The sequence below is a fragment of the Streptomyces paludis genome (genome assembly GCF_003344965.1).
Classification (GTDB): Bacteria; Actinomycetota; Actinomycetes; order Streptomycetales; family Streptomycetaceae; genus Streptomyces; species Streptomyces paludis.
Genome location: NZ_CP031194.1, coordinates 353,655 through 375,707, shown reverse-complemented (window position 1 = coordinate 375,707; position 22,053 = coordinate 353,655). Strand labels below are relative to the sequence as shown.

At 73.0% G+C, this 22,053-nt stretch carries 10 protein-coding genes; 1 reads left to right on the top strand and 9 read right to left on the bottom strand.

Annotated elements, in window-relative coordinates; translation table 11 throughout:
• Positions 1-29 precede the first annotated feature (29 nt).
• The 9 genes from rbsD to DVK44_RS01550 form a co-directional block, all read right to left on the bottom strand.
• Positions 30-416, bottom strand: a complete 387-nt coding sequence (gene rbsD / locus DVK44_RS01590; protein ID WP_114657957.1) for a D-ribose pyranase — start codon at positions 414-416, stop codon at positions 30-32.
• Complete coding sequence (locus DVK44_RS01585) at positions 413-1,390, bottom strand: ribokinase (protein ID WP_114657956.1); 978 nt, start codon at positions 1,388-1,390, stop codon at positions 413-415. The genes rbsD and DVK44_RS01585 overlap by 4 nt, the downstream gene beginning before the upstream one ends.
• 94 nt (positions 1,391-1,484) lie before the next feature.
• The gene (locus DVK44_RS01580; RefSeq protein ID WP_114657955.1) at positions 1,485-3,443 is read right to left on the bottom strand and encodes an ABC transporter permease/substrate-binding protein; all 1,959 of its coding nucleotides are present in this window, start codon (positions 3,441-3,443) and stop codon (positions 1,485-1,487) included.
• Entirely contained in the window at positions 3,433-4,992 is a 1,560-nt protein-coding gene (locus DVK44_RS01575) for a sugar ABC transporter ATP-binding protein (RefSeq protein ID WP_114657954.1), read from the bottom strand. Before DVK44_RS01575 ends, DVK44_RS01580 begins: the two co-directional genes overlap by 11 nt.
• A complete protein-coding gene (locus DVK44_RS01570) occupies positions 4,989-6,065 on the bottom strand; it encodes a LacI family DNA-binding transcriptional regulator (protein ID WP_114657953.1) in 1,077 nt (358 codons plus the stop codon). The genes DVK44_RS01575 and DVK44_RS01570 overlap by 4 nt, the downstream gene beginning before the upstream one ends.
• Before the next feature lie 160 nt (positions 6,066-6,225).
• Positions 6,226-7,098 (bottom strand): TauD/TfdA dioxygenase family protein, encoded by an 873-nt coding sequence (locus DVK44_RS01565; protein ID WP_114657952.1) that lies wholly within the window; start codon positions 7,096-7,098, stop codon positions 6,226-6,228.
• 69 nt (positions 7,099-7,167) lie between these two features.
• Positions 7,168-16,665, bottom strand: coding sequence for a non-ribosomal peptide synthetase (locus tag DVK44_RS01560; protein ID WP_114657950.1), 9,498 nt, complete (start codon positions 16,663-16,665; stop codon positions 7,168-7,170).
• Positions 16,665-20,735, bottom strand: coding sequence for a non-ribosomal peptide synthetase (locus tag DVK44_RS01555; RefSeq protein WP_228446948.1), 4,071 nt, complete (start codon positions 20,733-20,735; stop codon positions 16,665-16,667). The genes DVK44_RS01560 and DVK44_RS01555 overlap by 1 nt, the downstream gene beginning before the upstream one ends.
• Positions 20,736-21,053: 318 nt before the next feature.
• Entirely contained in the window at positions 21,054-21,539 is a 486-nt protein-coding gene (locus tag DVK44_RS01550) for an Lrp/AsnC family transcriptional regulator (protein ID WP_114657948.1), read from the bottom strand.
• Between the two features lie 122 nt (positions 21,540-21,661).
• Between DVK44_RS01550 and DVK44_RS01545 the strand changes: the two genes are divergently transcribed.
• Entirely contained in the window at positions 21,662-21,994 is a 333-nt protein-coding gene (locus tag DVK44_RS01545; protein WP_228446947.1) for an MmcQ/YjbR family DNA-binding protein, read from the top strand.
• Positions 21,995-22,053 lie beyond the last annotated feature (59 nt).

Sequence of the window (22,053 nt, the reverse complement as noted above, 5' to 3'; positions counted from 1 at the left end):
GCGACCGCCCTTCTTCTCCGTCCGGGCCGTCAGAAGAACACGCCGCACCGCAGCAGGACATTCGCGTACGGCCGCGCCTCACCCGTCCGTACGACCAGCCGCGCGCCCGCCGACAGCTCCTTCAGCTCCGTGTGCGTGACGAACCGCAGCTCCGGCAGGTCCGCCAGCAGCGCCGCCGCCGCCGGATTCGCCTCCCGCACCTCGCCCGCCGCCGTCGCGCCCTCCACCACCAGCTCCGCCAGCAGACCGCTCAGCACCTCGGCGAACGACGGCACCCCGGCCACGAACGCCAGGTCCACCACGCGCGGGCCCGCCGGGACCGGCATCCCCGCGTCGCACACCAGGACCCCGTCCCCATGGCCCAACTCGGCCAGCGCGCCCGCCAGATGGCGGTTCAGAATCCCGTGCCGCTTCATCGCTCCACCGCTTCCGGCGCTTCTTCCGGTGCCTCTTCCGGTCCGGGGGCGCCGGTCAGCGCCGCCACCTCCGCCGCCGTCGGGAAGGACGCCTGCGCGCCCTCCTTGGTGACGGCCGCCGCCCCCACCCGCGCCGCGTACCGCGCCGCGTCCGCCGGCGCCTCGCCGGCGCTCAGCCGCCAGGCCAGCGCCGCCGTGAACGCATCACCCGCGCCCGTCGTGTCCACGGCCCGTACCCGTACGGACTCCACCAGCTCCGTCGCACCGGCGTCCGCCACCAGCGCGCCCCGCTCGCCCAGGGTGATCACCACCGACCGCGGACCGAGCGCCAGCAGCGCCCGCGCCCACTCCTCGGGGCCGTCGTCCTCGCGCGCCCCGGGCGCCTCCGCCGTCCGGCCGAGCACCACCCGTACCTCGTGCTCGTTGAGGATCAGCGGATCGCACGCGGCGAGGATCTCGGCCGGCAGCTCCACCGGCGGTGAGGGATTGAGGACGAGGCGGGTGCCGGGCGCCAGCGTCCGTACCACCTCGGCGACCGTCTCCAGCGGGATCTCCAACTGTACGGAGACCACCCGCGCGGCCCGGATCCGGTCCGCCGCGGCGGCGACATCCGCCGGGGAGAGCCGGGCGTTGGCGCCCGGGGACACCACGATGCTGTTGTCACCCGACGGGTCCACCGTGATCACCGCGACCCCGGTGGGCGCCCCGCCGGAGAGCACCCCGGTCGTGTCGACGCCCGCCGCGCGCTGCGAGTCGAGCAGCAGCCGGCCGTGCGCGTCGTCACCGACCCGGGCCAGCAGGGCCGTACGGGCGCCGAGGCGGGCGGCGGCGACCGTCTGGTTGGCGCCCTTGCCGCCCGGATGGAGGGCCAGGTCCGAGCCGAGCACGGTCTCGCCCGCGCCCGGGCGCCGTTCGACGCCGATCACCAGGTCGGCGTTGGCCGACCCTACGACCAGCAGGTCGTAGTCGTACATCACTGTCTCTTTCCGTCGGGGAGTGCGGGTGTCGGTCGGGGGTGTCGGTCGGGGGCAGAGCCTGCCCGGGAGGGCACCGAACGGCGCGCGGTCATCAGGAGAAGTCGGCGACATTCTCCGCCGTGACCACCTTGACCGGGACCTTGACCTCGGCGCTGAGCTTCTCGCCGTCCGCCGCCCCGATCGCGTTGAGCACCGCCAGTCGGCCCAGCTCCTTCGGCTGCTGCGCCACCGACGCGTACAGGGTGCCCGCCTCGATCGCCTTCAGCCCGTCCGGCGTCCCGTCGAAGCCGACGACCGGCACCGAAGTACCCGCCCTGGCCCCCAGTGCCTTGACGGCGCCGAGCGCCATCTCGTCGTTCTCGGCGAACACACCGTTCACATCACCGTGCGCCTGGAGCAGGTTCGTCATCACATCGAGGCCCTTGGTGCGGTCGAAGTCCGCGGGCTGCCGGGCGACCACCTGGATACCGGGGTACGTCTTGATGCCCTCGGTGAAGCCCTGGCCGCGCTCACGGCTGGCCGAGGTGCCCGCGGTGCCCTGAAGGACCACGACCTTCCCCTTGCCGCCGAGCTTCTCCGCCAGCGCCTGCGCCGCCTGCCGGCCGCCGGCCACGTTGTCGGAGGCGACGAGCGTCGCGAGATCCGCCTTGTTCACCCCGCGGTCGGCGGCGACCACCGGGATGTCCGCCTTGTTCGCGGCGCGCACCGAGGGACCCGACGCGTCCGAGTCGACCGGGTTGATGATCACCGCCGACATGCCCTCGCTGGTGAAGTTCTGTATCTGGTTGGCCTGTTGGGAGGCGTCGTTCTGCGCGTCGGTGACCGTCAGCTCGACGCCCTTCGCCTTCGCCTCGGCCTGGGCGCCCTCCTTCAGCTGGACGAAGAAGGGGTTGTTGAGCGTGGAGACCGAGAGCCCCAGCTTGGTCGTGCCACCGGCGGACGAACCGCCGTTCCACAGCGAGATACCGCCCAGGATCGCGGCCACCAGCACGGCGGCCACCGTGTACTGGACCGTACGGGCCCGCTTGCCGCCCGAACCGCCCCCGCCCGACGCCTCGTTGGCGGCCGGCGTCGAACCGGCCCGGCGGCGTACGGTGTCCAGCAGCACCGCCAGCGCGATCACCACACCGATGACCACCTGCTGCCAGAACGCCGACACCGACAGCAGGTTGAGGCCGTTGCGCAGCACCGCGAGGATCAGCGCGCCGATCAGCGTCCCGGACGCCTTGCCGACCCCGCCGGACAGACTGGCGCCGCCGATGACGACCGCCGCGATCGCGTCCAGCTCGTACCCCTGCGCGGCCTGCGGCTGCGCCGAGGAGAGCCGGGAGGCCAGGACGATCCCCGCGACGGCGGCGAACAGCCCCGACAGCGCGTAGACGGCGACCTTCTGCCGCCTGACCCGCAGCCCGGACAGCCGCGCCGCCTCCTCGTTGCCGCCGATCGCGTACATCGACCGGCCCAGATAGCTGCGGTTCAGGATCACCGCGGTGATCAGCCCCATCACGACCATCACGAGCACCGGCACCGGCAGCCAGCCGCCGAGGGTCTCCCCGAGATGGGAGACGGAGTCCGGGAAGGGGATCGGAGAGCCCTGCGAGATCACCAGCGAGAGCCCGCGGCCCACCGACAGCATCGCCAACGTCGCGATGAACGGCGGCAGTTTGCCGTACGAGACAAGCGCGCCGTTGACCAGACCGCAGGCCACACCGGTGACCACGGCCAGCACGACCGCCAGCACCACCGGCACACCCTCGGAGGTCGCGGCCCACGCCAGCACGGTCGCGGAGAGCGCCGCCACCGAACCCACCGACAGATCGATGCCCGCCGAGACGATGACGAAGGTGACACCGAAGGCGAGGATCGCCGTCACGGCGGCCTGCACACCGACATTGAGCAGGTTCTGCGTGGTGAGGAAGTCGCCGGACAGCAGCGACATCGCCACCACCAGCACCACCAGCGCGCTGAGCGCGCCGTTGTCGAGGAGTACGCGGCGGATCGCCGAGGCGCCACCGGCCCCCTTCGTGTTCTTCAGCGTGTCAGTGGCCACGGGAGCCCTCCACCCCTTCGTCGTTCTCCGTACGGGACATGTCCGCCGTACGGGTCGTGTCCGTCGCGCCGACGGCGAGCGCCATCACCGCGTCCTGCGTCGCCTCGTGCGCGGCGAGTTCACCGGCCAGCCGGCCCTGCGCCATCACCAGCACCCGGTCGCTCATACCGAGCACCTCGGGCAGATCGCTGGAGATCATCAGCACCGCGTGCCCGGCGTCGGTCAGCGCGTTGATCAGCTCGTAGATCTCGACCTTCGCGCCGACGTCGATACCGCGCGTCGGCTCGTCGAGAATCAGCACCTTCACCTCGGCGAGCAGCCACTTGCCGATGACGACCTTCTGCTGGTTGCCACCGGACAGGGTGCCCACCCGCTGGCCGAGGCCGGCCATCCGCACCCCGAGCCGCTCCGCCATCCCCTCGGCGGCGGTGTGCTGCGCCTTGCGGTCCACCAGCCCGCCGCGGGTCGCCGCGCGCAGGGTGACCAGGCCCAGATTCTCCGCCACGGAGGCGTCCAGCAGCAGCCCCTGCCCCTTGCGGTCCTCCGGTACGAGCCCGATCCCGGCGGCCAGCGACGCGCTCACATCGTGGGCCGGCAGCACCGCGCCCGCGACCCTGACCGTACCGGCGTCGTAGTGGTCGGCGCCGAACACCGCCCGGACGACCTCGGTACGGCCCGCGCCCACCAGCCCGGCGATACCGACGACCTCACCGGCGCGCACCTCGAACCCGATGTCGTGGAAGACGCCCTGCCGGGTCAGCCCGGCGACGCTGAGCAGCGGCTCGCCCGCCTCGGCGGCCCGGCGCGGGTACTGCTGGTCGATGGAGCGGCCCACCATCAGCCGGACGAGTTCGTCCTCGGGGGTCGACGCGGGCACCTGGTCCACACTGCGGCCGTCGCGCAGCACGGTGACCCGGTCGCCGAGCGCGGCGATCTCCTCCAGATGGTGGGTGATGAAGACGACGGCCACCCCGTCCTCGCGCAGCCTGCGCACGATCCGGAAGAGCTTCTCCACCTCCTCGGAGGTCAGCACGGCGGTCGGCTCGTCCATGATCAGGACCCGCGCGTCCAGGCTGAGCGCCTTGGCGATCTCGACCATCTGGAGCCGGGCGATGCCCAGTTCACGGACGAGGGTGTCCGGCGCGGTGGCCACCCCGACGCGCTCCAGCAGCTCGGCGGCGTCCGCGTACATCTTCTTGCGGTCGATCAGGCCGAAGCGGCGCGGCTGGCGGCCCAGGAAGATGTTCTCGGCCACCGTCAGCTCGGGCACCAGGTTGAACTCCTGGTAGATCGTGGCGATCCCGAGCCGTTCGGCGTCCTGCGCGCCGTGGATCCGTACCTCCTGGCCGTCGACGAGCACCCGCCCGGCGTCCGGCCGGTAGGCACCGGAGAGCATTTTGATCAGGGTGCTCTTGCCGGCGCCGTTCTCGCCGAGCAGGACATGCACCTCGCCCCGGCGGAGGTCGAAGTCGACGCTGTCGAGCGCGACCACGCCGGGGAAGGTCTTGCGTATCCCTTCGATACGCAGCAACTCGTCCGGATGGCTCACGGGTTGCTCCTTCGTACGGTGGTGTGCGGATGCGGATGCGGGTGTGCGATCGGGGCGGCCGTGTGCGGTTCCTCCACCGGGCCGGACGCGCCGCAGGAGCGGCGTACGACGAGCCGGGCGGGCAGTGTCACGGAGTCGGGGGAGTGGCCGCCGATCCGCTCGACCAGCGCCCGTACGGCGGCCCGGCCCAGCTCCTCGGTGGGCTGGGCGATGGCGGTGATCGGCGGGTCGGTGTGGACGAACCACGGGATGTCGTCGAAGGCGGCGAGCGCGATGTCACCGGGGACGGTGAGCCCCCGGGCACGGATCGCGTCCAGCGCGCCGAGCGCCATCAGATTGTCCGCGGCGAACACGGCGTCGGGCGGCTCCGGCAGATCGAGGAAGCGCTCGGCCGCCCGGCGCCCGCTCTCCGCCTGGAAGTCGCCCTGGCCGATGTACGCGTCCGGCAGCGCCACCCCGTGCTCGCGCAGCGCCGCGCGGAAGGCGTCGACGCGCTCGCTGCCGGTGGTGGTGGCCGCCGGACCGGCGATGATCGCCAGCCGCCGGTGGCCGAGCCCCAGCAGATGGCCGACCAGGTCCGCGACGGCGCCGCGCCCGTCGGCCCGTACCACCGGCACCTGTACGCCCGGCACCCAGCGGTCCACGAAGACGATCGGTGTGCCGGCGCGCACGGCGTCCGGTATCAGCGGCGAGCCGGGGTCGGTGGGCGAGAGCAGCAGCCCGTCGATCCGGCGGTCCAGCAGGGTGCGGACATGATGGTCCTGAAGCTCCGGCCGCTCGTCGGCGTTCCCGATGATCACGCTGTAGCCGAGCGCCCGCGCCTCTTCCTCGACGGCGCGGGCGAGGGAGGTGAAGTACGGGTTGAGCACATCGCTGATGACCAGGCCCAGGGTGCGCGTCTGGTCGGTGCGCAGGGAGCGGGCCACGGCGTTGGGCCGGTAGCCGAGCGCGGCCACGGCGGCGAGCACCCGGGCCCGCGCGGCCGGGCTGACCGACGGATGGCCGTTGAGCGCGCGCGACACCGTGGCGACGGACACACCCGCCTCGGCGGCGACATCCTTGATGCCTGCCATCGTCGGTCCACCTCCTTGTGGAATCGATTACAACGAGGATTGGAATCGATTACACGGAGGATTGGCAAGAGCCCGCGGGCATTCCGAGACCGGATCGTGATGGAGGCGGCGCGGTGGTCCCCGCGCCGCCTCCGTGCGGCGCCTTTGTGCGGGGTCTGTCTCAGGCCAGGGGCCGCGCGCCCTTGATCGCGACGCGCTGCCCGTAGCGGTGGTGCGGGTAGTAGTCCCAGGTCGCGTGGTGCTGAAGGCAGCGGTTGTCCCAGAACACCAGGGTGCCGGGCGTCCAGCGGACCCGGCAGGTCAGCAGCGGGGTACGGGCGATGTGCGCGAGCAGCATGTCGAGCACGGCCCGGCTCTCGTTCGGGGTCAGCCCCGTCAGGTGCGAGGTGTAGGCACCGTTGACGAACAGCAGCGGACGCCCGGTCTCGGGATGCCGTACCACCACCGGGTGTTCGTTCTTCGGGACGTCGTACTCGGGCGGCGGTGTGACACCTCCCCAGGGCAGCAGCCCGTCGTGCACCGCCGTCATGCCCTCCAGGAACGCCTTCATCGGCGGCGACAGCAGCTCGTACGCCAGATGCATATTGGCGAACAGGGTGTCCCCGCCACTGCCGATCTCCGGGGTGCGGGTGATGTAGAGCATCGAGCCGAGCGACGGCTCCGCGTCGGCGGTGCCGTCGGAGTGCCAGCCGTCCCCGGCCACGGCGCGCGACTCGCCGGTGGCACGGATCTCCAGGATGTGCGGGTCGGAGCCCTCGGCCGGCAGCGCCACGGGATGCAGCCCCCCGAAGTGGCCCGCCACCCGCTTGTGGTCCTCGCCCGTCAGCTCCTGGTCACGGAAGACCAGCACATGGTGGAGGTGGAAGGCCCGCTTCAATTCGGCGACTTGAGTGTCCGACAGCTTCTCCGAGAGATCGATCCCGGACACCTCGGCCCCGGTCGCCGGGGTCAGCGGATCGACTCCGATGGTCTCGTAGACCTCCGGGGGCCGGGTGGTGAGGCGTTCCATCGCGTCGAGTGCGTACTGTTCCATGAGGTCTCCCGCGGTGTGTCGGTGTTGGGGGGAAGGGAAGTCGGCGGCACCGGCCCTACGGCCTTCCACTCAGGTCGAGTTGACCGTCCGGGCCACCTTCGCCACATGGGGCGGTCCGAGAACGCCGTAGTGTGTGGTGTCCAGGTACTGGCAGTCGGTCAGGTCCGGCAGCCACGCCTGCCACTGCCGCCGCAGCTCGTCCGGCGTACCGGTCGGGGGCAGGCCGTCCACCGGTGTGTTCGCCAGCCACAGCCGGCTCGGTGTGCGGGACAGCCGGGGCAGCTCGTACGCGGCCATCGCGGCCACATTGGCCCGGCAGCAGTGCGCCAGCCGCTCGGCGTACGCGCGCGCTTCGGGGCCGGCGCCTCTGCCGGCGTCTGCACCCGTCCCCGTACCCGCGCTCGCGTTGTTCAGCTCGTGTGCGAAGACCGCTTCGAGCCCCCTCTCGTCGTACGTACGGAAGACCTCCCCGGCGTCCGGCGGCGGCGGATCGAGCAGATACAGCCCGGCCACCGGCTCGTCCGCCGCCTCGGCCTCGGCGGCCATCCCCAGCGCCGCCCACCCGCCGAACGACCAGCCCGCCAGCCGCCGGCGCCACTGCCCGGCGGGGAAGCGTGCCGCGAAAGCCGCGTGGTAGCGGCGTGCCCGCTCGGCCAGGGACCACGCGGGCAGTCCGGGGAGGCGCAGCGCCGGATCCGCGATGAGACAGACGGTGAGGCGCGGATCGAGCGCGGAGACCAGCGTCCGGTACGCCTGGATGTCGCCGCCGACCGGATGGACCAGACAGAGCACATCGCGCCCGTCGCCCTCGCCCTCCTGCCAGATCTCCAGCTCCACCGGATCGCCGGTGGCGGACCGTACCCCGGCGGCCGGCCGGGTCTCCTCGTCCAGCCGCGCCAGTACGTCGGCGAGGCTGGCCCGGTGGTTGAGCTGGGACAGCTCGATGTCCACCCCGAAGAGCCGTTTCACCTCGCCGATCAGATCGAGGAGTGTCAGCGAGTCGGCGCCCAGCTCGTAGAGCGAGGCGTCCGGGTCGAGCCGGTCCAGACCGAGCCAGTCGCGCAGCCACTCCGTGAGCTGCTCGACGAGCTGCTGTTCGGTGGACGCTGCTGTGACTGCTGCCGTGGCTGTGGTGTCGGGCGTGGTGGCGGGCGGCGCGTAGAAGTCACGGGCCCGCTCGACGGCGGTCGTGGACACCAGCAGCTGCGGCAGCTGAAGCCGTAGCGCCCGGTCGAACACCCGCTGGCCTTCGGCCACTTCGAGTCCTACCGCCAGATGCTCCTGATGGCGCGCGTCCGTCCGCAGGGCGTGCCGCGCCATGCCCACCTCGCGCCAGATGTCCCAGTCCACACCGATCCGCAGTGTGGTCTCCGCCGCGCCGGGCCGGCGGCGGGCGAAGCCGTCCAGCAAGCCGTTCGCGGCGGCGTAGTCGAGCTGGCCGACGCCGCCGAACTGCGCCGACATCGAGGAGCAGTAGACGACGACGGACGGGCGATGGCTCTCGATCAGCCGCTCAGTCAGCAGGGCGCCGCGCGCCTTGCCCGCCGTCGCCCGCCGCATCTTTCCGGGGTCCCGGTGGGTGATCAGACCGCCGGACGCCGTCCCGGCCGTGTGGATCACACTGTCGAGGCGAGGGGCGATACGGGCGATCCTGGCGTGGATCCGGTCCATCGAGGTCTCGGCGAGATCGGCGTCGACCAGTTCGATCCGGTCGGCCCACCGCGACAGGGCCGCCGGTACGCGGGGGTGCCGGGCCAGCAGGACCACCCGGTGGTCCGTCCCCTCCAGCAGCCGGGCCGCGAGCGCGGCGCCGATACCGCCGGTGCCGCCCAGGAGGAGATGGACCCCGCCCTTGTCCAGGAGCGGCGGGAGATCGGGCGGGAGACCGGCCGAGGGGGACGCGGCCACGGGCAGCAGCGCCTGCTGCCACCAGAAACCCTGGCGGAGCGCGAGCCGCCGGGGCAGCGACAAAACACCGTCGGCACTTGCGCCGGACCCGGCAGATGTCTCAGCCAGCAGCGCGGACAGCGGCGCCGCCCACTCCGCCGGGTCGGCACCGGGCAGGTCCAGCCAGTGGCCCTCGACACCGCGCTCCTGCGGCGCGACCTCGCAGACCCCCGCCAGCAGCCCCGCTTCGGGCCGGTCCACGAAGCCCTCCACCGGCTGCGCCCCGTACGACAGCCACCAGGGCCGCAGCCGTGGCGGCCGGTCCATCCCGGCCACGGCCGACAACAGCGCCGCCGGTGTGTCGACACACGCCCAGTGGGCGCGGTCCAGTGTGTCCTCGCCGACGGGTCCGTTGATCGCCAGCGGCAGCGCGTGCAGCCAGTCGATACGCGCCTCCGCCGCGGCGCCGTCCGGCGCTCCGGCCAGCGCGTCGAGCAACTGCCGCAGTGAGGCCGGATCGGCCGGGTCGACCTCGTACGTGCCGTCCGCGAGCCGGGCGAAGGCCCCGGCCGCCACGACCCGTACCACCCGGCCGGAGACGGCTTCGAGGAGCCGCGTCGCCTCCCGCCCCAGCGGCTCGGACGCGGTCAGCACCACCAGCGGCCCCGGCGAGCCCGGTACGCCAGAGACGCGCGGTACGGCGGTGGCGCGGCCCCGGCGTACCCAGTGCGGCTGGTGCAGCCAGTCCGACTCGGGCAGCCGTACGGTCCGCTCCTCGGCGGCCCCGGGCGCGGCGCGCTCGAAGTCGTAGTCGGCCAGCTCGAAGGCGGGCGGCGGGAAGTCCCAGGGCGCCTGCGCGGGGCCCTCGGGCCAGCCGATCCGCTCACCGGCCAGCCACGCGGCGGTCAGCGCCGCCGCCGACCGGTCCCCGGCGGGCCGTATCTCCTCGCCCGGGACCACCTCCACGGCCGCCACCCCGTTCCGCGCCTCCGCTGTTTCCGCCCCGGCCGCCGTACGCAGCCACGCCACGGCGTCGGCGGCGTCCGCGCACACCGCGCCCATACGGAGCCGGCCGGCCGGACGCCCGGCCTGGAGGTGCCGCAGCACCTGGCCGTACGCCTGCGGACGGGCGGCCAGGTAGTCGGCGACACGGGCGGCGTCGGCGCGCAGCGCCACCTCGCTGTCGCCGGAGAGCAGCAGACAGTTCGAGGAGGCGGAAGGACCGACCGGGGAAGTGAGGTCGGCCGCCTCCAGAATCAGATGGGCGTTGGTGCCGCCGATTCCGAAGCTGCTCACCGCCGCCACCCGGTCCCGGCCGGCCGGCCAGGGCGCGGCCTCCGCCGGGAAGCGGAAGGGCGCGGCATCCGCGCCGATCCGCGGATTGGGCTGCCGGAAGCCGACGTTGGGCGGGATGACCCCGTGGTGGACCGCGAGAGCCGCCCGGACGAGCCCCACCACGCCCGCGGCTGCGCCGAGATGGCCGATCTGGCTCTTCACGGAGGACAGCGCGCAGCCGCCGTCACCGCCGCCGTTACGGTCGTCGCCACCGGACCCGGGGTCGCCGTCGCCCGACTCCAGTCCGAACGCCTGCCGCAGCGCGCCGACTTCGACCGGGTCGCCCAGCCGCGTACCGGTGCCGTGTGCCTCCACGTACCCCAGCTCGGCGGCCGAGCGGCCACTGCGACGCAGCGCCGTCCGGATCACCTCCCGCTGTCCCGGCAGTGAGGGCGCGCTGTAACCGATCTTGGCGGAACCGTCGTTGTTGAGCGCCGAGCCGGTGATCACCGCGTACACCGTGTCACCGTCACGCCGCGCGGCGCTCAGCGGCTTGAGCACCACCACACCGACACCACTGGCGCCGATGGTGCCGTCGGAGTCGTCGCTGAACGGTCGGCAGTATCCGTCGGGGGACAGGATGTGCTGCGGCCGGTACGCGTAGCCGTCGCTCAGCGTGGTGTCGACGAGGACGCCCCCGGCGAGCATCACCTCGGCGTCGCCCTGCCGCAGCATTCCGGCCGCGACATGGACCGCCACCAGCGAACTCGCGCAGGCCGCCTGCACGGTGAAGGCCGGGCCGGTCAGCCCGAGGTGGTACGCCGTCTTGGTGGCGAGGAAATCCTTGTCGTGGTGGAGGGCCAGCTGGAATCTGTCGGGCAGCCGCTCGGGGTCGGCTTCGCGGAGCATCGACTGGAAGTACGTGTTCTCGCCGCACCCCGCGACGAGCCCCACTCCCCGCCCGTCCGGATCGGCGATCCCGGCGTGGGCCAGCGCCTCGGCGCAGCTCATCATCAGATGGCGCTGCTGCGGGTCCATCAGCCGCGCCTCCGCCGGACCGATGCCGAACCGGCGCGGGTCGAAGGCCAGCGGTCCGTCCATCATGCTGCGGGCGCCCACCAGCCCGTCTGCCGCGTCGAAGTGCTCGATGCCCCGGCCGTTGCCGTTCACCATCGCCCAGAAACCGGCCAGATCGGTGGCGCCGGGCAGCCGTACCGCCATGCCGACGACGGCCACCGGCTCGTCCGCGGGCCCGCCGCTTCCCGTACCGCCGGGAGCGCGATCGTCCCGTACGGCCGGGTCCGAGGCGTCCAGGAAGCGGGCCAGCCGGCGGACGGTGACATGCTCGAAGAGATCGGGGATCGTCAGCGGCAGATCCAGTTCGGCCGTGCAGCGCAGATGGAAGCGCATCAGATCGAGACTGGAGGCGCCCGCGTCGAAGAAGCGCTGGTCACGCCCGATGGGACGGCCGAGCACCTCCTCGAACAGCGCGGACAGCCGTGCCTCGCGCGCCGACAGCTCAGGGCCGGGGCGCTGTCCCCGGTCCAGCTCTTCCCCGGGGGCGTGCAGCGCCGCCCGCCGGTCCAGCTTGCCGCTGGGGGTGCGGGGCAGCGCCGCCAGCCGCCGGAACCGGTCGATCCGTACGTACGCGGGGAGCAGCGGCGCCAGATGGCCGGCGAGTTCCGCCGTCGTCGGCACGGGCTCCCCGGCGCGGCACTCCACACACGCCGTCAGTCGCTCGTCGTCCCGTACGACCACGGCGTTGACGAGGGCCGGATGACGCAGCAGCGCCGCTTCGACCTGCCCCAACTCCAGCCGATGGCCGCTCAGTTTGATCTGCTGGTCGTCCCGGCCGAGACAGTGGAGCAGCCCCTGCCGGTCGAACCGCGCCCGGTCGCCGCTGCGGTAGAACACGCCCAGTCCGGGCAGCTCGACGAAGTGCCGTTCGTTGAGCGCGGGATCGCCCGTGTAGCAGGGGGCCGCCATCGGCCCGCCGATCAGCAGCCGGCCGGGGCACCCGGGCGGTACGGGCCGATCGGCCTCGTCGACGACGCGCAGCCAGGCGCCCGCCACCGGGCGGCCGATCGCGGGCCGGGCAGGCCAGAGCGCCGGATCCCCGTCGAGACACAGCGCGCTGACCACATGGGTCTCGGTCGGGCCGTAGTGATTGAACAGCCGGGCGCCGGACAGACCGGCGAACCAGCGCCGGATCGCGTCCGTGCACACCAACTGTTCACCGGCGGTGACGACATCACGCAGCCGCGACGGGTAGCGGCCCAGCCGGACGCCGTACTCGGCCAGCAGCTGGAGCGCCACGTACGGCATGAAGACCCGCTCGGCACCGGACACTTCGAGGTGCGCCAGCAGCGCCGGGACGTCCTGCCGCAGACCGGGGCGGGCCAGATGCAGGGTGCCGCCGCCGCACAGGGCGGAGAAGATCTCCTGGAACGACACGTCGAAGGAGAGCGCCGAGAACTGCGCGGTGACGGCGCCGTCCGGCAGCCCGCCCGGCCCGCTCTGCCAGCGCAGCAGGTCGCACAGGGTCCGATCGGGTACGCGCACCCCCTTCGGGGTGCCGGTGGAGCCGGAGGTGAACAGGGTGTAGAGCGGCCGTCCGGCATACGGCGGCAGGTCCCGGGGCGGCTCCGGCGGCGGGCCGGAGGCCGGCTCCGGCGACAGCTCGGCGGTCACGGTGAGACGCGGCAGCGGCCCGCCCGGGTCGACGGCGTCGAACGCGCCCTCACTGTCCGCCGCCAACAGCACGCACAGTGGGTCGACTTGATCCATGATCTGCCGCAACAGCGCGGGCGGGTACGCCGGATCGAGCGGGACGACGGTGAGATTCAGCCGGGCGCACGCCAGCAGCGCCACCACATGCTCGACCGACGGCTCGAAGTGGAGCGCCACACAGCCCGTGGGGTCGTCGCCCGGCGGCAGCGGATGGCGCGCCCACAGCTCGCGGGCCAACGCGTCTGCCAGTGCGTCGAGTTCGCCGTAGGACACCTCCCGGCCGGCGGAGACGAGGGCGATCGCGTCGGGCCTCAGCCGTACCTGCCGGGCGAAGCCCTCGGCGACGGTGGCGAAGCCGGGCGGCGCCGGCAGCGCGCGCCCCGGTTCGTCCAGGGAGCGGCGGTACGGTCCGACCAGGTCGGCCAGTGTGACCGGCCCGCCTGCCTGCCCGACGTGACCCCCGGCCTCCTCTCCGACGCCCTCGTCCGTTTCCCCGGCGCTCTCGGCCAGTCGGTCCAGGGCCTGCCGGAACAGGCCGTCCATCGCCCGCACTTCGGGTGCCTCGAAGCTGTCCGCGTCGTACTCCCACAGGCAGTCGAAGCCCTCCTCGCGCTCGACCACCGACAGTGTCAGCGGGCACTTGGCGTGCGCGGGCGCCGGCCAGAGGGGACGGCTGTCGCAGCCCGGCAGCGACAGCGCGGAGAAGTCGGTGTTCTCCAGTACGAAGAGGAAGTCGAACGGGCCGCCCTCCGTGGGGAACGCGCGGTCGGCCAGCGCGTCGGCCAGTGCCACGTCCTGAAGGTCGAGCACCGCCCGCACTTCGTCCCCCTGCCGTCGCAGCAGGGTGCGCAGATCCTCCTCCGGCACCGGACTCTGCGGCAGCAGCACGGTGTTGGCGAACATGCCGACACTGTCCGCGAAGTCCTCCACCGGCCGGTTGGCCACCGGCCCGGCGATCCGGGGGCGGGCGCGGCCCGTCACCCCGTACAGGCTCCAGGAGAAGACGGCCAGAAGCAGCTGGAAGCGGGTGAGTCCCAGCTCGGCGCCGAGCCGGTCGAGCACGGCGCGCCGGCCCCGGTCGAGCGAGGTGTGCAGCAGTCTGCCCCGGGCGTCCGGCCGCACGGCCGCACCCGAGCCGGCCGGCTCCAGCGGCTCGCCGGCCTCGGCCGACCCCGCGTGGTGGGTGCGCAGCGCGGCACGCTGGGCGAGATAGCCGGGGCGGGTGAACCACTCGGCCTGCCAGACCGCGTGGTCGAGCGGTGTGGGTGCCGAATCGGCCGACCCGGTCCCGGGCGGCGGGGCCCCGGCCGACGCGGCCGCGTAGTCCTCCGAGAGACTCCGGAACAGCACATTGAGCGACCAGCCGTCGACCGCGATGTGGTGCAGCCGCAGCAGCAGCACACCGCCGTCGTCCGAGGGCAGCCAGCACGCTTCCAGGAGCCGCGGGTCCGTCAAGTCGAACGGTACGGAGCCGAGTTCGGCGGCGAGGGCGAGCGCGCCGTCGTCGGTCCCGGTGTCGCCGGGGCCCGGCAGGGCGCGCTCGGTCCATGGGTCGTACGGCTCCGCCACCACCTGGCGCAGCCCGTCGGGCGTCGCCTCGTACGACGTCCGCAGCGCGGGATGGCGCGCCACCAGCCGGCGCAGGGCATGGCGCAGCGCGGCGGTGTCGACCGTGCCGCGCAGCCGGAAGGCCAGCGGGACGTTGTAGGCGGTGGAGCGGGGATCGCGCTGCTGGAGCAGCCAGAGCCGCTGCTGCTCGGAGGTGGTGGGCCCGGAGCGCGCGCCCGTCGGAGCGGGCACCGCCGGATAGGGGGAGACGGTGTCCGCCCCCGCCCGGCCGTCCGGTCCGATCGCCGCCGCCAGTGCGGCGAAGTCCTCGCCCAGGACCAGGGTTTGGGGCACCTCGCGGCCCCAGCGCCGCCGTACCTCGAAGCGCAGCCGCAGCGCCTTCAGTGAGTCGCCGCCGTTGGCCGTCCAGCGGTCGCCGAGCCGCAGCCCCGGCACGCCCAGCACCTCGCCCGCCAGCTCCAGCACTTCGCGCTGCCACGGTGTGACGGCGTCCGGACCGGGTCCGGGGGCGGTGCCCCGCCACGGCGGAAGGTCCCACCGCAGCAGCGCCGCCTCGTCGACCTTGCCGTTCGCGTTGAGCGGCAGGGACTCGACCAGATGGACCCGGTGCGGGCGCATGTACGCGGGCAGGCCCGCCGCGAGATGGCGGTCGAACTCCTCGAAGGACAGATCGGCACCGAGCACCACATGGGCCAGCAGCTCGTTTCCGCCGTCCGCGGGGTCGCGGCGCGTGCACACGTATGCCTGCCGTACCGCGGGGTGGGCCACGATCCGCTGTTCCAGCTCGCCCGGTTCGATCCGGAAGCCCCGGACCTTGACCTGGCGGTCGGCACGGCCCACGTACGTGATCCGGCCGTCGGTGTCGCCGCGTACCAGATCGCCGGTGCGGTAGTAGCGGTCCCCGCCGTCCCCGTCGGGCCGGGGGAGGGTGACGAACGCGCGGCCGGTCTCCTCGGGCAGCCCCCGGTATCCGGCCGCCAACCCGGCTCCGGACAGCAGGAGTTCGGCCACCTCGCCCGGCGCGGCCGGCCGGCCGCCGTCCACCAGCAGGAGCGTCCCGGTCTCCGGCAGCGGGCGGCCGATGGGCACCACGTCGCCGGTGAAGTCGCGCGGCACGGGATGGCAGAGGGCGAAGGTAGTGGTCTCGGTGGGGCCGTACACGTTGTGGAGCCGGGTCCGGCTCGTCGGGTTGTCCCGGTACCAGCGCCGGATCAGCCGGGCGTTCAGCTGCTCACCGCCCACCAGCACCTGACCGGCCCCGGCGAAGCAGTCCGGCACCGCGATGACCACCGCGTTGAACAGCGCCACCGTGATGAAGACCGTGTCGACGCGCTCGCGCCGCAGCGCCGCCGCCAGCAGATGCGGTGTCTGCACCGTCTCGTCGGGGAGGATCACACACCGGCCGCCGGTCAGCAACGGCACCCAGACCTCGAAACTCAGCGCGTCGAAGGCCGGGTTGGCGAGGCAGGAGTAGCGGGCCCCCTCGGGCAGATCCAGATATCCGGGCCGCGCCAGCCGCAGGACGCCCGCGTCCCGGACCTCGACACCCTTGGGCCGGCCGGTGGTGCCCGAGGTGTAGAAGACGAAGGAGACCGGCGGCGCGGTCGCGGGCACCGCCGGGAGAGGAGCCGGCGCGGGCGGCTCCCGCCCGTCGGCCGGACCGGCGCCGAGGAGTACGGTCACATCGAGCGGACGCACACCGCCCGGCAGCCCTTCCGGTAGGCCGGGCGTCCCGTCGCCGTGGATCAGGGCCACGGCCCCCGAGTCGGCCAGGATATGGCCTCGCCGCTCGGGCGGGCTCTGCGCGTCGAGCGGGACGACCACCGCGCCCAGCCGCAGCAGTCCGAGCATGGCGCAGACGAGCCGCCACGACCGGGGCAGACACACCGCCACCGCCTCGCCCGGCCGTATCCCCGCGCCGTGCAGGGCGCGGGCGACGGCGCCGCTCGCATCGGCCAACTCCGCGTAGGTCAGGGTCTGTTCGCCGTCGGTCACGGCCACGGCGGCCGGATGGCGGCGGGCCCGCGCGAGGACGGCGGCGGCCAGTCCTCCGGTCGTGGTGGTACGGTCCGGGGCGCCGTCCGGCGCTGTCACCGCGGAGGTCATCACGCCTCCCGGGTCAGGGCGGCGGGGGCGGGCGCGAACCGGGCCAGCTCGGCTTCGAGCAGCGCGGCCACCCGTACCGCCTCGGCGGATTCCAGCATCTCCCAGTGGCCGCAGTCGGCCCGCTCCACCAGGAAGCCGCCGCCGGCACGGCCGCGCCAGAACTCCCGTACGTCACGGAGCTGTTCCTCGTCGGCGCCCTCGGCGGCGGCCTGGACCAGCACCAGCCGGGCGGGCGACACGGGCACGGTGTAGCCCGGCACGGTCGACCGGTTGTGGTTGTAGATCCGGAAGTACTGGTCGATCTGTTCGTCGTCGATGCCGGGGTACATTCCGTTGAACTTGACGAGTTTGTCGCGGAATTCGGCCATCTCCACCGGCGCGGTCAGCTCCGGGGCGAGGGGTCCGCCGGTGGCCTGGGTGTCCAGCAGGACCACACTCACTTCGGTGTGCCCGGCCAGTGCCAGCCGGCGCCCCATCTCGTGGGCGACCAGACCGCCGTACGAGAGCCCGGTGATGACCAGCGGCGCGTCGAGGAGCGGTGTCACCAGACGCAGATACGCCTCGGCCATCGCCTCCACCGAGGGCAGGAACTCCTCGCCGGGGTTGACCCCGGGGGACTGGATTCCGTAGACGCCGAACTCCGGCGGCAGCGCCTTGGCCAGCGACAGATAGCAGAAGGCGGTGCCCCCCGCCGGATGGACACACACCACCCGGCCCGGTGGCCGCGCCTGCCCCGGTACCGCGTCCGGTTCCCCCGGCGGCCCACCGGATTCGGGACCGCCTCCCGCGCGGAACTCGATCAGATTGTCGGCCGGCCGCTCCGGTGCGCCCGCCCGCAGCCGGCCGCCCAGGGCCTCGATGGTCGGATGGAGCATCAGCTCCCGGAACGGCAGTGTCTCGCCGAACGCCTCCCGGACGGCGTGGACCATCCTGATCGCGGAGATCGAGGTGCCACCGATGTCGAAGAAGCTGTCACGGATCCCTATGTCCGGCTCCACCAGCACCTGTTGCCATATCTGATAGAGCGTCAGCTCTATGTGGTCGCGCGGGCTGGCCTGGTTGACCTGGGCGGAGGCGGCGGTCCGTACCCGCTCCAGCACCACCGCGCGGTCGACCTTGCCGTTACGGGTGCGCGGCAGCGCCGGGAGTTCGACGACGAGCGCCGGGATCATGTAGTCCGGCAGCCGCCGGGCCAGCGCGGTCCGCCACTCGCCCGCCTGCCGGGGCTCCGCGGCCTCCCGGCCGACGGCCGCGACCAGCCGGGGCCGGCCCGCCGGATCGTGGTCGGCCAGCACCACGGCCTCCCGTACGTCCGGCAGCGCGAGCAGCGCCGCCTCCACCTCGCCGCACTCGATCCGGAAGCCGCGCAGCTTGACCTGGTTGTCACGGCGGCCCGCGTACTCGGCATTGCCGTCCGGCAGCCGCCGGGCCAGATCGCCGGTGCGGTAGAGACGCCCGCCGGGCACGAAGGGGTCCGGAAGGAACCGCTCGGCGGTCTCCTCCGGCCGGTTGAGATAGCCGCGCGCCACACACGCGCCCCCGATGTACACCTCACCCGTCACCCCGGGCGGCACCGGCCGCCGCCGCTCGTCCAGCAGATACAGCCGGGTGTTGCCCAGCGGCCGTCCGATGGGGCACTGCCGGTCCAGCGGCCGGGGGTCGGTGTAGGCGGTGCTGTAGAGCGTGGTCTCGGTCGGCCCGTAACCGAAGCAGATACGCAGCCCGGGCAGCACCTGGGTCATCCGGTGCAGGGCCCGCTCGGGCAGGGACTCCACCCCGGTGAGCAACTGCCGCAGCGCCAGCCCGTCGAGACGCTCCTTGGGATCCTCGTCGATCCAGGTGATGTACGAGGGCGGCAGAAACGCCTGTACGACCCGGTGTTGGCGCAGCCACTCCATCAACGCGGCCGGATCGGCGCGCAGTTCGTCGGGGACCAGATGCAGTACGGCCCCGGTGGTCATCGGCAGCAGGATCTCGTGCACCGACGCGTCGAAGCCGATGTTCGACCACGCCGATGTGGCCTCCCCTGGCGTGGCCCCGAACCGCGCCAGCCAGGTGTCGAACAGGTTGATGACATTCCCGTGCGTCACCGCCACCCCCTTGGGGCGGCCCGTCGAGCCCGAGGTGTAGATGACATAGGCGAGACGGTCCGGGCCGACCCGGACGCCGGGCGCGTCGTCGCGTAGGCCCTCGGACTCGACGGCGGTCAGTGAGTGGCGGCCCTCGGCCGGTTCGGCGGCGTCGGTCAGCACCAGGGCCGGTGCGGCGTCCGCCACCATCGCGGCCAGCCGCTCGGCGGGCTGCGCGGGGTCGAGCGGCAGATACGCGGCGCCCGCCTTGAGGATGCCGAGGATGCCCACGACCAGCTCGGCGGAGCGCCCGGTGTGCAGGCCCACCACCTGATCCGGCCCGACGCCCCGGGCGATCAGCGCGTGCGCCAGCCGGTTCACCCGCCGGTCCAGCGCGGCGTAGTCGAGCCGGTGCACCGCGCCGCCGGTGGCGGGGGTGTCCGGGGCGGGAACGCCGTCTTTGGCGGGGTCGCCGCCCGGGGCCGGGCCGTCCGGAGCCGCAGTGCCGTGCGCCGGGCCGACGAGGGCCGGCCCGTCCGGCCGCTCCCGCACCCACGCCTCGAAACGCTCGACCAGCCCGCCGAGCCCGGACGGCGGCACGGCTGCCGCGCCCTCGGTGGCGTCCCAGTCCGCGAGCAGCCGCCGCGTCTCCGCCTCGTCCATCAGCGCGAGATCCGTCACCGGCAGCTCCGGCCGCTCCACCAGCTGCGCCAGCACCCGCCGCAGATACCCGGCGTAGCGCTCGGCCGTCGCACGGTCGAACAGGGCGGTGGCGTAGTCCAGATGGCCGACCAGCCGGCCGTCCTCCTCGGCCATCGACAGCGCCAGATCGAACTTGGCCGGCGCGTACGGGATCGGGAGAGGCTCCGCCTCGACCCCCGGCAGCGCCAGCAGCCCCTTCCGGGACGGCACCCAGGCGCACATCGTCTGGAACAGCGGAGTGCGGTCGGTGCCGCGCACCGGATTGACCAGCTCCACCACCCGCTCGAAGGGCAGATCCTGGTGGTCGAGCGCCGACCGTACGGTCCCGCGTACCCGCTTCAGCAGCTCGGTACCCGTCGGGTCGTCCGACAGATCGGTGCGCAGCGCGAGGGAGTTGACGAAGAAGCCGATGAGATCGTTGAGTTCGCGGCCACGCCGGTTCGCCACGGGGGTGCCGACGACGACATCGGTCTGTCCCGTCAGCCGCGACAGCACGATGGACCAGCCGGTCAGCACGGCCACGAACAGGGTGCCGCCGCCGCGCCGCGCGAGGGACCGCAGCCCCGAGGTCAGCTCCCGGTCCAGCGAGATCGCCACCCGGTCCCCCCGGTGGTCCTGTTCGGGCGGGCGCGGCCGGTCGGCCGGCGGCTCCAGCAGGGCGGGGGCGCCGGCGAGATTCCGCTGCCAGTGGGCGGCCTGTGCGGCGCATTCGGCTCCGGACATCCACTCCCGCTGGCGGGCGGCGTGGTCGGCGTACTGGAGGGGCAGCGGCGGCAGCGGATCGGCCATGCCGCGCCGCAACGCCGGGTAGATCACGCCCAGTTCACGCAGGAGCACCGTCAACGACCAGCCGTCGAATACGGTGTGATGAAACGTCAGCAGCAGTACATGATGGTCCTCGGCCAGCACGACCAGCCGGCCGCGCCCCAGCGGACCCCGGCCCAGATCGAACGGCGCCGCGGCCTCCGCCCGCCGCAGCGCGTCGAGCCGCGCCTCGCCGTCGGCACCGGGAAGCCCGCTGAGATCGTCCACCACCAGGGCGAAGCCCGTCTCCGGCGGATCGATCACCTGCCGTACGGAGCCGTCGCCGTCGACCAGCCGGGTCCGCAGCACCTCGTGCCGGGCGACCACCGCGTCGAGCGCGCGGGCGAGCACCGGACGGTCCAGGGGGCCCCTCAGCCGGTAGGCGATCGCCTCGTTGTACGCCTCGTTCGCGCCCGGCAACTGGGCGAGGAACCACAACCGCTGCTGTGCGAAAGAAATGGAGCGTGAATTGCTGACGGTGTGCTGTATGGGCAAAGCCGGCCCTTCCCCTTGGCGGGAGAATTATTCACACGAGGTACCGAATGAATTTCTTGCCTGAGAAATCAAGTTGAAGACGGCTAAAATTGCACAGCGTCCAACTGGGGTGCTGTGCATGTCACATGGTCTACACCACGATGATCAATCAGCGCGTCGGCACGTGTCAATGGCCGTCGGATCTTCTTCTGGGAAAGGATTTCCGGTGCCTTTTGGGCGCGTTTATCTGTATGTTCCGCGCGGAGAACGTTAAAGTGAATCGGATTCCGACATTTCCCGAGTTACCGCGGTCGGTCGGCAGTTACCGCGTCCGGTCGGCTACCGCGTCCGGTCGGCCGCGTCCCGGCCCACCGACTCCACCAGCGGCAGCATCCGGTGCGCCACCCGCTCGCGCAGCGCCATCTCGGTACGGGTACGGACCACCCCGGGCAGCCGGATCAGCCGCTGGACCACGTCCTCCAGATGGCCGTTGTCCCGCGCCACCACCCGGGTCAGCAGATCGCCGGCGCCCGTGATCGAGAACGCCTCGATGATCTCGGGCACCGCCGCCAGCGCGTCCCCGACCTCGTCGAGATGCCCCTGCGTCACCTCGATGTGCACGAACGCCAGCACCGGATGCCCCAGCGCGGCGGCCGAGAGATACGGGCCGCTGCCGGCGATCACTCCCGTGCGCTCCAACCGGTCCAGCCGCGCCTGGAGGGTCCCCCTGGCGACCCCGAGCAGCCGCGCGTACTCCCGCACGGAGGTGCGCGGACGCTCGATGAGCAGCCGCAGGATCCGGGTGTCGAGCGCGTCCACCGCCATCGTCCGCCAAGACCTTCCGCTGTCCGCACCCCGTACGGCTCCCACTGTACCGATGGCACCCGCCCGGGACCGCGCACTGGGCCAATTGCCGGAGCCCGCCGGCGCCGACCATGATGGGGACCATGAACGCCATGGACGCCGAGGATGTGCGCCGTACCGCACTGAGCCTGCCGGAGACGCTGGAGAAGGAGGCGTGGAGCATGCCCACGTTCCGGGTCGCCGGGAAGATGTTCGTCACCGTGCCCGACGACGGGACGTCGTTCGCGGTGCGCTGCCCCCGCCACGAGAGGGAGGAGCTGATCGCGGCGGAGCCCGAGAAGTTCTGGGTGCCGCCGCACGAGGCGTCCTCGTCGTGGGTACGGGTACGGATCGCGGCGCTGGAGGACCTGGACGAGCTGCGCGACATCGTCGAGGACTCCTGGCGGCAGGCCGCGCCCGGCCGCCTCCTCGACTGATCCGTTGGCCTGGCCCGGCGGGCGGCGCATGAGCCCCACTGGACCAATGGCACAGCGTT